We start from the raw sequence: 14,513 nt of genomic DNA, 5'->3' as shown, positions 1-14,513 counted from the left end.
CGTGGGCCACCTAGCCAGCACGCAACGGAATAGCCCATTGTCAACAGGTCCAGCCGCTGGCTTTAGACTCAGAGCCTGGGCCTGGCGCTGCCCTTGATAACCACGAGCCAGACCAGCCTCATCTCGTCCAGAAAGGAGGGGTCCCTGTGAAGAGAAGACTGCCCTTTACGCATTGGGCAGAGCACCTGCTCGATCTGCTCTTTCCTCCATGCTGCGCCGGCTGTGCCAGTAGTGGCAGCCTGCTCTGTCCCGCCTGCCTGCGCGCGATCGCTCGCTTACAGGAGCAGCGCTGCGCGCGTTGTACCCTGCCATGTCGCGGCGCAGACTGCCGACGGTGCCGTTTCTCCAGTTCCAGCCTGTTCGCCCTGCAGGCCGTCGCCCTTTACGAGGAGCCGTTGCGGACCTGTATCCAGCATCTGAAATATCGAGGGACCACCCGCCTGGCCCAGCCTCTGGGGGGCATGCTTGCCGCTTGCTATCGCCGCTACCATTTGCGCGCCGATCTCGTAATCGCTGTGCCACTGCACGCCGAGCGCGAGCGCCTGCGCGGCTATAACCATGCCCGTCTTCTGGCGGACGTCTGCGCACACGAGCTGGGGCTTCCTTGTGCCCATCCGCTGCTCCAACGAGTGCGTGCCACCGCCGCTCAGGTCGGCCTCCCTAGCAGCGAGCGTCGGCAGAACCTGGTTGGCGCCTTCCAGTGCCAACCCCAGAGGAGTGCCCTCCCACTTTCAGGCAGTACCATCCTGCTGATTGATGACGTCTGCACGACAGGGGCAACGCTGGAAGCCTGTACGACAGCGCTTCTTCAGGGAGGGGCGAGCAGGGTGCAGGCCCTCGTCCTGGCTATCCCTGGCTAGCCTGACCAGCAATGGCCACTACAATGGCCCCCGGGTTCTCGACACCCGTTGGTCCGACAGAGAAAATCGCATAGGTGATGCCCTTCATTGAATGGAGATTCTGGCGCGCGAGCGAGGAGCTGTCAGTGTAGGAGGTTCCTTTCACCGTGGCCAGCAACTGAAATTGCTGATCGACATCGGAGATCTGCCGATAGACTTCATAGGCCACCGCATGTTGACCGGCCTGCCAGGACAAAACGACGGCCCCATTCGCCTCAAAATGATAGCTGCCGTTTCTAGGGGCTGCAGGAATCTCTGAGGCGGCAATCCATCGGATGCGCGCATTGAAAGTTACAACGACATCGCTGGCATTGGCGTTGATAAAAGCCGAAGGGTTGTAATACTGCTCGTAGTGGACAGTGAATTGCTCGTTGAGCAAGGTACCCTCAAAGGCAATGGAGACAGTACCGGCCTGCGAATCAACATTCTGGCTATAGGTGATCTGCACTCCCCCATTGGCTGCTCGCCCAAGGTGGGCACTGACAGGCGAGACACCAGGGCTGTAGACCTTCATGTTGCTGTTACTGTCGATTACGAAGAGCAGATGGCGCAACTCCTCGGTGATTTCAGCGCGAATGGTCCCTTCATCAAGGGGAGTGACATCGCTGTCGCTGATGACGACCCCCCGGGCAAGGGTAAACTGTAAGGGAAGAACCAGTACAAAGTTGCCAGGCACATGCAGGTCAGCCCCATCCCAGGCCGGCGCTGGCGGGGCCGTAGCCTCACTACCGGCGGTCGCCGTGCTGGTGACGTCCCCGACGGTTGCGGTGGCTATAACCCCCGGCGAAGCGGTCGTACTCTGCTGGCCAGCAGAATCACCACACGCTGCAGTCACGAGCAGGAGGCCCAGAGCTAGCACGGCAACCACAAGCCTGAGTGTTCGCCAGCAAGATATCCGGCAAAAGGTCATCTGTTGCTCATCTACTTTTTGAAGCATTTTACTGGCTATATTCACTATCCGCACTGCGAGAGAAAATAGCTCCGGCAGAAGAGAGCCGTTCCGTTCACCGATGAACAGGCCCCGGAACAGAGAGTACTATACCTGAGAGGTGGACCCCCTGCCAGAGCAGTTACTAGACAGCTACTAAACAGACCAGAGCAGCGCAGACGATGTCTCTTTCTTCCCCCACAGGCAACCACTGGCCTCCCATACGGACGGCGCGCTTACTATCTGTTCACAGGCTGCCTAGTAGCTGCCGTTGTCCCAGCCCGGCTTGCCCCCTACAATAGGGGTACTACCGGTTGACATCTGAGCTGTTTGCCTTTTTTAAGCAACGTTTCCGTAACCGGTCACGTAAGCGGTTGCGGGAAGACGAGCAAGAACAGGCAAACGGGGCAAAGGAACAGAGAGGTAAAGAGAGGCCCGTCGGCCTCGCCGGAGGACGAAAGGAGGTGAGAGCGAGCAGGTATGCTGCTCGGAGCTGTTCCGACGGGAACGGCCCTGCTTCCGTCCCGGAGAACGAGCAGAAGGCAGCGCTGCACACCGTATCTTGCGAGCAAGAGGGCAGCAAGGAGACCTGCCATTGAAGATTGCCGACGCAGTCTGATAGCAAGGAGGTTAGTGTGAATCGTAAAAGGATTTTGCGCACCGCGTCGCTGGCGCTGGTGATGCTCGCCCTCCTAGCAGGAGGAGTACTGGGCTTGCAGCAGTTATCAGTCACGCGAGCGGCCAACCAGAGCGCCAGTGCTGCCCAAGCCACATCGGTCTACACGCAACGCTTTCTGACGCTCTATAACGAGATCAAGAACCCGGCGAACGGTTACTTCAGCTCGCTGGGAATTCCCTACCACTCTGTGGAGACTCTGATCGTTGAGGCCCCTGACTATGGGCACGAGACGACCTCTGAGACCTTCAGCTTCTGGATCTGGCTGGAGGCGACCTACGGCGAGGTGACGGGCAACTGGCAGCCTTTCATCAACGCCTGGCAGACAATGGATAAGTATATGATTCCTGCGCATTCTGACCAGCCAACCAACAGTGGCTACAATCCCAGTAGCCCTGCTCAGTATGCGCCGGAGTCGCCCAACATCACTGATTACCCGACCCAACTCGATTCGAGTGTGCCAGTTGGGCAGGATCCACTCTTCAACGAGTTGCAGCAAACCTATGGCACGCCTGACATCTATGGCATGCCCTGGTTGCTCGATACCGATAACTGGTACGGCTACGGCCACTGCGGCGATGGCACAACCAAGCCTTCCTTTATCAACTCCTACCAGCGCGGCTCATCGGAGTCGGTTTGGAAGACAGTCGTTCATCCCGAGTGTGAGACCTTTACCTGGGGCAGCAACGACGGTACCGGCTTCCTGAGCCTTTTCAATAAGCCAGCCCCTGGCGGCAGCTATCAGCAACAGTGGCGCTACACTGACGCCCCCGATGCCGATGCACGCACCGTGCAGGCCGCTTACTGGGCCTACACCTGGGCCAGCGCTCAAGGTCAGGCCAGTGCGATCTCCGCCCAGATCGCCGAGGCAGCTAAGATGGGCGACTATCTGCGCTACAGCCTCTTCGACAAGTACTTTAAGACGATGGGCTGCCAGAGTCCAAGCTGCCCAGCAGGCACTGGCAAGAACAGCGCTACTTATCTGCTTGGCTGGTACTACGCCTGGGGCGGTGCCCTGCCCTCGGTAGGTAATTGGGCCTGGCGTATCGGCTCCAGCTCTGCTCACCAGGGCTATCAAAACCCGCTGGCCGCCTGGGCACTGAGCAACGTCCCTGCGCTTGAGCCAAAGTCGCCGACAGCCCCGAGCGACTGGGCGACTAGCCTGCAGCGTCAGCTGCAATTCTACCAGTGGCTCCAGTCCGCCGAGGGCGCTATTGCGGGCGGTGCGACGAACAGCTGGAACGGCAATTACAGCGCTCCACCTGCCGGTGATCCGACATTCTACGGCATGGCCTACGACTGGGAGCCGGTCTATCATGATCCTCCCAGCAATAACTGGTTCGGCTTCCAGGCCTGGTCAATGGAGCGCCTGGCTGAGTACTACTATGTGACCGGTAATGCAACGGCCAAGTCGATCCTCGACAAGTGGGTCGCCTGGGCCAAGTCGGTGACAACGGTCAACTCGAACGGTACCTACTCGATCCCCTCGACCCTCAACTGGAGCGGCCAGCCCTCACAGAACTGGACCGCAAACTCAACGCCTGTGGCCAACACGAACCTCCACGTGACGGTGGTCGATACGACCACAGACGTGGGCGTGACGGCAGCGCTGGCCAAGACCCTGCTCTTCTACGCCGCGAAGTCGGGCGATACGTCTTCGCGCACGCTGGCACAGACGCTGCTCGATGATATGTGGAACAACTATTCGGATAGCATCGGGATCTCTAACCCCGAGACCCGCACCGACTATAACCAGTTCAACGACTCTGTCTCTATCCCCTCGGGCTGGACTGGCAAGAACGCCCAGGGCGCAACGCTGAACTCGTCGACGACGTTCCTGACCGAGCGCCCGAAGTATACGCAGGACCCGAACTGGCCAAAGGTGCAGGCTTACCTGAACGGTGGCCCCGCTCCCACGTTCAACTACCATCGCTTCTGGGCGCAGGCCGATATCGCCATGGCAATGGCCGACGTGGACATCCTCTTCCCACCCTCTTCTTCGGGTACTCCCACGCCGACCGCGACGGCCACCAGCACACCAGGAGCGACGCCGACGGCTACCAGCACGCCAACGGCCACTCCGACGCCGCGTCCTACTGTGACCCCAACGGCGACGGCCACCAGCACGCCAACACCTACGCCGACCCCAAGTCCGACGCCGAGTCCGACGCCAAGCCCGACGCCCACGGCGGTGGCCGGTACTAGCTGTCGGGTGCAGTATGTGATCACGGGCCAGTGGCCGGGCGGCTTTGGCGCGATGATCAATATCACGAATACGGGGACGACGACGATCAACGGCTGGACGTTGCAGTTTAGTTTTGCGAATGGGCAGACGGTGACGCAGGGCTGGAACGGGAGCTTTAGCCAGTCGGGGAGCAAGGTGACGGTGACGAACCTGTCCTACAATGGGACGATTCCGCCGGGGACGACGCTGAGCAATGCGCCGGGCTTCAACGGGACGTGGACAGGGACGAATTCGCCGCCGACCTCCTTTACACTCAACGGCGTAACCTGTAGTACCAGTTGAGCTACAGCTGTATAAGCCTGCTTGAGGCCAAAGATCGGTGAGGTGAAGGCGGCGGAGCGCTCCGCCGCCTTCACCCATTTTTAAGGTCAACAATTCATTGGAAACGCAGGAGTTCAACGCATGATGGAAGAACAACACACACCACCTTACCCGTCTTATGCACCTCATACCCCTCCCCCTTCGCCAGATAACAGGCTGCCCACAGAGGAAAAGCAAGCACCACGACGCGACTCGCGAGGCCGCATCAAGCTCCTCACCGTCTTGTTTCTGGTGGTCTGTCTCCTCGCTGGCGGTGCCTTCTTCCTGCTACAGGGCTTGCACGGCTCCAGTTCCGTATCTGGTGGGCAGAACACCGCTCAGGCACCAGCCAGGCCATGGTGTGCTGCTCCTCAAGAATTGTCCACCAACTTCACCGGCTTTGGCATTACGGGCCTCTCTACGCATGATGTCTGGAGCATCGGCGCTGGCATCATGCACTGGGACGGCAAAAAGTGGAGCGTCTCTTTCCGTCCGCTCTCGACCCAGCTTGACCTGCGCAGCATCGACGAGATCGCCCCAGATAATATTTGGGCCGTGGGCGAGCAACTGACGAACGGCCTCGCCTCCCATGCCATAACCATCCATTACGATGGCAAGAACTGGAGCGTCGTAACCGCTCCTGACGGTGCACCCGGCGGCAAGAATACCCTGGTAGCTGTCTCGGGAACCGCCGGCGATAACGTTTGGGCCGTGGGTTTCCAGGTGCCTGCCCGAGGGCCACTCAGTTCACTGATTGAGCACTGGGACGGCAAGCGCTGGACCATTGTCAAGCATCCCGAGCCAGTGAGCGGTCTCCAGTTCACCAGCGTCAAGGCACTGGCGAGCAACGATGTCTGGGCAGTAGGGTATGGCAGCCTGATCCGCGGCGGCAAGAGCGTGAATCAGCCTGTGATCGAGCATTGGAACGGCCAGACCTGGAATCCAGTGGCTAGCCCCGATCTGACTCCCTCCGGTGGTGGCATGCTTTACGCGATCGATGGGAGCAACAGCAGCAACCTGTGGGCAGTGGGCAGCGCCAGCCAGCGCCTTCTGAGCGAACATTGGGATGGCCAGAGCTGGAAGATCGTCGATACCCCAGCTGTACCCCCTGACAACAGCAACTGGCTGGCCAGCGTGGCCGTCAGCAGCTCTGGCAGCGTCTGGGTCGTCGGGCGCGTCCGTGAGGACAGCAACGCCTTCCAGCCCTTCATTGCTCACTGGGATGGGCATCAGTGGCAGATGCTCCAGGATACGGCGGACAACGCCGGTGAACTTGATCAGATCGCCCAGATCGATGGCCAGTATTGGATCGTTGGTATTCCACGCAGCAACGGCGGTCACGCCTTTATCCACGTGCTCTGTCCCTGATGCACCATCAGGTCAGGGGCGGGCCAGGAAAGGGCGAGGCCCTGGCAAAAGGCGTCAGGACCACAAGGCTCAACGGCTATAGGAGCTGCTTCCCACAGCCCATGCCTTTCTTCCAATTCTCACCCGGCTCCGACTCTGCTCTCTCTCAAGCCGAGAGAAGCAGGCTCCAGTCCGTATCAGCCTGAGTGAAAGGACGTTGCAAACGAGCAAAACAAAGGGAAGGGGAAGAGAGCCTGATGGCTACTCTTCCCCTTCCTTGCAGCTAGAGGCGACGGGATAGAAGAGAGGAGGTTTATCTGCTCTTATCATCCCCACTCACTGGGTGCGCTCACCCGCTCAGTCCCCTAACCTTCTGACTGGCTTGATGCCCACCTGGCAAGCAGAGCCTCTCTTCTCGTCTCAACAGGCCAAACCCGCAGAGCGACCAGGCTACCCAGTCAGGAGGTGCTGCAGGTTACGCCGTTGAGCGTAAAGGAGGTCGGCGGCGAATTCGTCCCTGTCCACGTCCCGTTGAAGCCCGGCGCATTGCTCAGCGTCGTCCCCGGCGGAATCGTCCCATTGTAGGACAGGTTCGTCACCGTCACCTTGCTCCCCGACTGGCTAAAGCTCCCGTTCCAGCCCTGCGTCACCGTCTGCCCATTCGCAAAACTAAACTGCAACGTCCAGCCGTTGATCGTCGTCGTCCCCGTATTCGTGATATTGATTACCGCGCCAAAGCCGCCCGGCCACTGGCCCGTGATCACATACTGCACCCGACAGCTAGCACCGGCCACCGCCGTGGGCGTCGGGCTTGGCGTCGGACTCGGCGTCGGACTCGGCGTCGGCGTAGGCTGCGAGGTCGGGCTGGGTGTTGGTGTTGGCGTAGGATTCGGGGTGCTGGTCGCTATCGCGGTCGGTGTGGCAGTAGGAGTCGCTGTCGCTGTGGCCGTTGGCGCGGGCGTCGGCGTCGGCGCGGTGCCATTGGGCTGCGTCCCCCAGACCTGGGTATTCCCATCAAAGACCACAATGTTGGTCACCTTCACCGGCGTCGCCCCGGCGGGCGTCGCCACACCCTGATATGACCAGTCGTTGGTTGGGTCCCAGGCCCCAGAGCTGGTAATGCGAAACTGGACCTGCTTCTGATAATTGCTCTGCCCGCCTGGATAGATCAGCACGCCGGCGCAGCTTACCGTCACATAGTAAATGTTGCCCGAGTACTGAGTTGGCCCAGAGAGCTGGTTGCCGCACTCAGTGTAGTTCATGTTCAGCGTGAGCATGCTCGGCGTCACGCCCGGCTCTAGCGTAAAGTAGTAGCGCAGCGAGAGATTACTGGTCACGCGGGCCGGCCAGCCAGTCTTGTTAATGAAGATGGCCTTGATCTCGGTAAAGTTGCTGCCAGAAGCGTTGACCGCCGCTGTCACGTAGATCTCATCATCATCCTTGGGCTTATCGGGCAAGGAAGAGACCGGGCTGCCACCGTACTCCTGGTAGAGACGGGCCAGGGCGCCTACCAGCGCGGCATTGTAATCGTCAGCTGGCTCGTTGGTCTGATAGTCCTGGCGATTATCACTGAACTGGTCATCCGCCGAGCTGGGGCCGCCGACCATCGCCCCGTAAAGGATATGGCGCTCGTAGGTTGGGTTGTTAATATCGTTTGTCCAGGAATCGTGCGCCTCGCGATGATGTGGCGTCTGGGGATAGCAGGAACCGAAGCCTACCATGTAGCTGCAGTTGCGCGGATTGGCCCCCAGAATGTAATTAATCTGCTGAACGGCAAAATCGTGATAGCGGGCATAGAGCGAATTGCTCGCACCAAGATAGTCGGCATAGACGAGGGCCAGGAAGGCCGTATTAGCAGCATAGCGCAGCGAGCCCCAGCTATTCAGGAACGCCTCGCCGCCCGGGGAATAGGTCACCCGCGAGCCGTTCACGCCGACTGTCCACCAATCCAGAAAGCGCTGTGCGTCATCTTTGTACTGCTGCTGACCTGTGATCTCGGCCATCAGGATATAGCAGCCGTAGGAGACATCGTCCCAGCTGATCGTCCACTGATACGAGTGGACATTTGTCTGTGACTGGTAGCTGAGGTTATTGTAGTAATTCTCGGCCTTTGTGAGATAGCTGCTATCGTTGGTGGCCAGATAGAGCCAGATCGCCCCCCAGACCAGCTCATCGTTGTAGCCACTGAAGGAAGTATAGTAGCCGCTGGCGGCAGTAATGCAGGCATCATACTTGCCCCGGTAAGTATCGGCAAAGGTGTAGAGCTGCTTGGCATGGGTGAGCAGCGTGCTCGCATAGGAGGGATCGGTTGGTTGGAAGACGATTGAAGCGGCAGCCATCGCAGCAGCGGTTTCTCCGGCCAGATCGGAACCAGGGCAGCTCGGATCAATCTTGTAGGAGGGACGGGCCATCTGCATGACCTCAGCTGGCCCCCAGAAGGCATGGTCGGTACTGGGATCGCCTACCTGCCCATAGAGCACATTCGGCGAAGGATGAGCCTTGATAAAGTAGTCCGTGGCCCAGCGAATATTGTTGAGGATGTAGGGGAGCTGCCCATCCTGGACGAAGGCATTGCGGTATTGAATGACCCCCCAGGAGAGCATCGTCACTGTGTAGGCCATCGGCAGACCGAACTTGACGTGGTCACCGGCATCATACCAGCCACCGGTCAGATCGAGGCCGACATCGGAACCATCTTTGGTCGCCGAATCGCCGATCCAGGGCACACGGTTCCAAGAAGGCTTTGGACCAGACGATTGCTCCTCATAAAAGTAAATGGCTTTCTGCAACGCCTCGCCATAGTTAAAGGCTGGCGCCGCGCGCACCGAGGTCGGGCGAGGAAAAGGTCCGACCAGCCAGGTCGTCAACAGAAGCAAAGCCCCCAAAACGATCAGCGCCACCGCTGAGAGCGTGAGCTTGCTCCTGACCAGTACCCCCAGGTGGAAGGTTTTCATAGGTCTGCAATTCCTTTCGCAATCTTCCTTCCTGCTGTCACAGAGCGAGAGCAATGCCTCCCTCCGAACGAAGAGACTCTGAGGTGGCCCACAGAGCCAAAGACAGACAAACACATGAGCAGGCGCGCCTTGAGACAGGATGCAGGCAGCGATAGCAGATGTCCTTTATCTCCGTACTCGCCTTGCCCCAGCACACTTGACCAGACCCGTTCACTGGACCAGTCACCACACTCCCTATCACCGGCAAGCCGGGCGAAGCTTGCGGCAAGTGAGCAGTGAGTAAGCAGCGAATGAGCCACCGGCTGCGCTGCGATGCTGACCACCCCCTTTATGACATGAACTGCAGCCCTCCCTGCTCTAGGCTCAAGCCACCGCGGAAGCGGATCGCGGCTTCCCTCATAGAGCTGGTGGAAAGATACTGTATCTCACCAGCTCTATGCCCACAAGAACATCCGCTAGACAGTCACTAGGCACCTGACGGGCAGCAGAGAGCGAGAGCTACTACACCCCCCTCGCACTCCGCTGCGCTCACCAAGGTGCCTGTACCCTTCAGCCAAGTGAAAGGGCAGCGGCTGAGCTGGCGCCGGGCACCAAGCAGCACGCGAGGTTCAGGGACATAAACCAAGCGTGCTAACGACTAGGCCCAGCTGGCTAGTCCTGCCAGAGCACAATCTGTGTGTAGGTGGCGCCCGAAGACGGTATCATGAAGGTAAAGAAGAGGCGACCCTGCTGACCAGGGTTGCTCACAATGTAGGTGATGACCTCAAACGGCTGCCCCGGGGTACAGATGCCTCCTGGCGGATTGAAACGGACAGGGAGATCACGACTACTCGCTTGCCAGGAGAGCTTGTCGGCCTGGCCAGTGAAAGGCCACAGCGTTATCGTGCAACGATAGCCAAGAGCTTCAAGGACGCAGTCACGTGGTGTGAGTTTACCCGGAGTGACTGTAATCATCAGAGCAGCGGAGGCCGCAGCGACGGTCGGCGAGGCCTGGACCAGAGGCGTAGAGGAGGAAGGGGGCTGCGTGGGCTGAGATGTCTTTGCAGGTGGAACCACCGTCGCCGACGGAGTGGTGAGCGTCGGCGTAGTTGTTGAAGAAGCGGGGACTGCGTCAAGAGTGCGGGCATCCTGCCCTGAGCCAGCAAGGCGAGGCGAGGAAAGAACGGTAGGCTGCAGCTGGCCAAGCGAAAGTCCACAAAGAACCACCGCGGCCACTATCATGAGCACCAGGAGGAAACCCAGGCTCCGGCCATAGCCAAAGCGACGAATGGCTCCGACCGGTCTCTCAGAGGCCCCAGACCCAGACCCTGGGGCTGACGCGGCAGTTGGTGAGTGCTGGTGCTGCTGAGACGCAGGCGGATCGACCACCCCAGCCGAAGAAGGAGTGGAGGGGGGCGATGACGAGGTGAGCAGCCCATGCTGTTGCAACCACTCGCGCAGAACGGCAGCGTTCATGTGCCCAACTTGCTCGAAGGCGGTCAAACTGGCTTCCCCTGAGCGCTGGGCCTGCGCTCGCTGACCCTGGAGCACTCGTACATAAGCCTCTTCCCAGAGGAGATGCGCCTGTACGTCATGAACCGCACTCTGCAAAATATAGGCAAAGGTGTCCGTGCGTTGCTGCCATGACGGCGCTTGGGGCGGCATCATTCCCCAGGGCAGCGCATGGCCGTTCTCTCCTACTTCCTTCCCTACCAGCGCCGGCGCCATTGCCGTGACATCGCTCCCCCCAGGCTGCTCCTTGCCACTGTCTAGCAGCCCTAGCTCCTCGGCGTTCTTGCCAAAGAGCTGACAGAGCTTCTCACGAAAGTAGGGGGTTGGAGAAAACAACCCTCTCTCCCAACGGCTGACCGTGGTGGCATCGGTACCAATCTGCTCCGCAACTTTGGCCTGGGACCAACCTCGTAGTTCACGTGCCTGCCTAAGGCGACGATTTGGGGTCGGCATGCGTGTCTCCTCCAAAGACCTCGCAGCATTGGCTTCTCTGCTGAGAGCATCCTGCTCTGCAGTTCTGTGACGGCCTTTGCTTGCTGATCGCAACCTCACAGCATCCCGTTGCTCTCTGCATTGCTCACTCTTTCGATTGTACACTCTCACCGCGCCCTGCCGCTGTACAATGAGAGATGCTTCCTAACAATGCAGATCACAACAGTTTCATTCGTTATGTAACCGATTACGGAACCGTTTACGATTGCTATTGTAGCATTACCGCCCGCCAGTAGCAACCTCTAGTCGCGCCAATGAACCTCAATTGTATATTCATGCATTTCAATCACTCCGATTCCCCCCACTGTTGCTTCCCGAGCAGGAGGCGCTCTGCTGCCCACCTGCCTACTACCTGCTCAGCCCTTGCTCTTGTGGTATCGCTCCCGGGAGCGATACCATCACCAATAGCAGCCGGAGCAGCAAGGTTCCCCATGCCTGTGTGTCGCCTGAGCGCTCAGCCTGTTTTTCATGACTACCGCTGCAAAGGAGTGCTTGCTATGGTAGAACACGTTTCATCCCCCCGCAGGTGGACGAGATGGGCCAAATGGACCCGGCGGGCCATGCCCTTGCTGGCCCTCTTCGCCATCCTTCTGCCCACCATCACCCTCGCCAGTGTACACTCACGCGCTGCCAGCGCCGCGCCGGCAGCTACCCAGCCCTACACCTGGCAGAATGTAGTGACTGGCGGTGGTGGCGGCTTTGTCGTCGACGTCGTCTTTAATCCTAAACAGAAGGACCTGATCTACGCGCGCACAGACATTGGCGGAGCCTATCGCTGGAACCCTTCAACCGGCACCTGGACCCAACTGATGGCCTGGGTGACTCCTGACAACTGGAATATGGCCGGCGTTGAGAGTATCGCTACTGACCCAGTGCAGCCCAATCGCCTCTACATTGCCGCCGGCATGTATACCAATAACTGGACCAACCAGAACGGGGTCATCCTCCGCTCGACCGACTATGGCAACACCTTCCAGATCACGCAAATGCCCTTTAAGATGGGCGGGAACATGCCCGGGCGCGGCATGGGAGAGCGCCTGGCAGTCGATCCCAACGATGACGCCATTCTCTACTTCGGTGCCCGCAGCGGCAACGGTCTCTGGCGCAGTACCGACTATGGCGTGACCTGGAGCAAGGTGACCAACTTCCCTGACACCGGCCCCTTTGCTGAGAATCCCAACGATTCGAGCGGCTATCTCAGCGATCCAGTGGGCGTGGTTTGGGTGACTTTCGATCCCTCGACTGGCACGCCTGGCAACCCCACCAAGACCATCTATGTCGGCGTTGCCGATAACCGCAGCGGGGCCTACAACATCTACCGCAGCACCGACGCCGGAGCTACCTGGGCCCCGATCCCGGGAGAGCCTACCTGCAGTGTCAGCGGTACTACGGTGACCTGCACCGGCGGCGCGACCTGGAGCACAACCAGTGACGCTTCTACTGGCTATCTCCCCCACCAGGGCAAGGTCGATTCGCAGGGGACGCTGTATGTAACCTACAGCGACTGGGAAGGCCCCTATAACGGGAGTCGCGGCGACGTCTGGAAGTTCACACCCAGCACTGGTACCTGGACAAAGATCAGCCCCGTGCCTGGCTCCGATAGCGCCAACGATTACTTTGGCTACGGCGGCCTGGCTGTTGACTGGCAGCATCCTGGCACCATTGTGGTCGCCAGCGTCAATTCGTGGTGGCCCGACGCCCAGCTCTTCCGCACAACGAATGGTGGCACAACCTGGGAACCTATCTGGACCTGGGCCAGCTATCCAAACCGCAACCTTTACTATACGATCGATGTCTCTAACGCCCCCTGGCTCGATTTCGGCAATAAGAACCCGGTGCCACCAGTGCCAGCGGTGAAGCTGGGCTGGATGATCGAGGGGATGAACATCGATCCCTTCAATTCGGATCGCCTGATGTATGGCACTGGCGCCACGCTCTACGCCACTAACAATCTAACGGCCTGGGATAACTACCAGAACGGCGGCATCGTCAACTTCAAGAGCACTGCTCTTGGCATCGAGGAGGAATACGTTTCCGATTTAGTGAGTCCACCGGCCAATGCTCATCTCTACAGTACAATGGCCGACGTGAGCGGCTTCCGCCATGATGATCTCACAAAGTCACCTTCGGAGATGTACTACATCCCTTATGCCGGCTCCTATGCTGCCATTGACTACGCCGAGCAGAACCCGAACTTTATGGTGCGCGTTGGCTACGGGAATCCAAGTGCCAGCCCACCGGTGACGAGCACGGCTTTCAGCTACGATGGTGGCGCTACCTGGTTCGCCGGCAATAAGGATATCCCGGGCGTCTCGCAGAACGGTGGCACGGTAGCCGCCGCCGCTGATGCCAGCCGTGTACTTTGGGCCCCGGTCAATGCGCCGGTCTCCTATTCGACCGACAATGGCAATAGCTGGGTGGCCTCGGCCAACGTGCCCCAGAATGCCGTTGTGGCCTCGGATCGCGTCAATGCGAAAAAGTTCTACGCCTACGGTCAGGGGAAGTTTTGGTACAGCACGGATGGCGGTGCCACCTTCACCGCCTCATCGGCGACGGGCCTGCCCCAGGCTGGCGACTCGGTGGTGGTGAAAGCAGTGCCAGGTCACGAGGGAGATGTCTGGGTAGCCGGCGGCAATGCCTGGACCAGTGACTATGGCCTCTGGCATTCAACCGACGGTGGCCAGACCTTTACAAAGCTGACCAGCCTGGCCGGTGCCGATAAGATCGGCTTTGGCATGCCCGCCCCCGGTCAGAGCTACCCGGCAATCTATATCAGTGGAATCGTCGGCAACGTACGCGGTATCTTCCGCTCCGACGATGGGGGCAATACCTGGGTGCTGATTAACGATAGTCAGCATCAATACGGCAACATTACGACGATTACCGGCGATCCGCGTATCTACGGTCGCGTCTACGTGGGCACGAACGGCTTCGGAATCGTCTATGGCGATATCGCCGGAGCCGCGACGACGCCCACCCCAACAGCGACGGTGACAGCTACTCCTACTCCAACAGCAGCTGTCAGCCCAACGCCAACCCCAACACCAACGCCGCGACCGACGGTGACCCCAACCCCTACTGCGGCAGTTACTCCTACCCCAACACCGACCCCTACCGCCACCCCAACGCCTGTAGCCCTTGCTCATATACACATAGGACGCGGCCCACGAATTAAACGGGT

7 protein-coding genes are annotated in these 14,513 nt (G+C 59.5%); 4 read left to right on the top strand and 3 right to left on the bottom strand.

The annotated features are described in order from the left end of the window. The first annotated feature begins 146 nt into the window (after positions 1–146). A complete protein-coding gene (locus IRZ31_RS04410; protein WP_297150055.1) occupies positions 147–860 on the top strand; it encodes a ComF family protein in 714 nt (237 codons plus the stop codon). Here IRZ31_RS04410 and IRZ31_RS04405 read toward each other — a convergent pair. Beyond that, positions 847–1,767 (bottom strand): hypothetical protein, encoded by a 921-nt coding sequence (locus tag IRZ31_RS04405; RefSeq protein WP_297150053.1) that lies wholly within the window; start codon positions 1,765–1,767, stop codon positions 847–849. The genes IRZ31_RS04410 and IRZ31_RS04405 overlap by 14 nt on opposite strands. 695 nt (positions 1,768–2,462) lie before the next feature. Between IRZ31_RS04405 and IRZ31_RS04400 the strand changes: the two genes are divergently transcribed. Together IRZ31_RS04400 and IRZ31_RS04395 are read left to right on the top strand one after the other, a co-directional pair. Further along, positions 2,463–5,030, top strand: a complete 2,568-nt coding sequence (locus tag IRZ31_RS04400; RefSeq protein ID WP_297150050.1) for a glycoside hydrolase family 48 protein — start codon at positions 2,463–2,465, stop codon at positions 5,028–5,030. A gap of 120 nt (positions 5,031–5,150) precedes the next feature. Further along, positions 5,151–6,416 (top strand): hypothetical protein, encoded by a 1,266-nt coding sequence (locus tag IRZ31_RS04395; protein WP_297150047.1) that lies wholly within the window; start codon positions 5,151–5,153, stop codon positions 6,414–6,416. 437 nt (positions 6,417–6,853) lie between these two features. Here the strand turns inward: IRZ31_RS04395 and IRZ31_RS04390 are convergent, their stop codons facing one another. After that, positions 6,854–9,349: a glycoside hydrolase family 9 protein gene (locus IRZ31_RS04390; protein ID WP_297150043.1), complete on the bottom strand. Its 2,496-nt coding sequence runs from the start codon at positions 9,347–9,349 to the stop codon at positions 6,854–6,856. A gap of 651 nt (positions 9,350–10,000) precedes the next feature. Next, entirely contained in the window at positions 10,001–11,293 is a 1,293-nt protein-coding gene (locus IRZ31_RS04385; protein ID WP_297150040.1) for a helix-turn-helix transcriptional regulator, read from the bottom strand. A 536-nt stretch (positions 11,294–11,829) separates the two neighbouring features. Between IRZ31_RS04385 and IRZ31_RS04380 the strand changes: the two genes are divergently transcribed. Beyond that, positions 11,830–14,513, top strand: a 2,684-nt coding sequence (locus IRZ31_RS04380) for a sialidase family protein (protein ID WP_297150037.1), incomplete at its 3' end; no start/stop codon positions are given.

The organism is Thermogemmatispora sp., assembly GCF_019683635.1.
Lineage (GTDB): Bacteria > Chloroflexota > Ktedonobacteria > Ktedonobacterales > Ktedonobacteraceae > Thermogemmatispora.
Note: the sequence above shows the minus strand (reverse complement) of the source record. Positions and strands in the feature narration are given on the sequence as shown.

What these genes read in the sequence shown, in the direction of transcription:
- IRZ31_RS04395 (WP_297150047.1), top strand. Translation starts at nt 5,151, where the DNA reads ATGATGGAAGAACAACACACACCACCTTACCCGTCTTATGCACCTCAT.
- IRZ31_RS04390 (WP_297150043.1), bottom strand. Translation starts at nt 9,349, where the DNA reads ATGAAAACCTTCCACCTGGGGGTACTGGTCAGGAGCAAGCTCACGCTC.
- IRZ31_RS04385 (WP_297150040.1), bottom strand. Translation starts at nt 11,293, where the DNA reads ATGCCGACCCCAAATCGTCGCCTTAGGCAGGCACGTGAACTACGAGGT.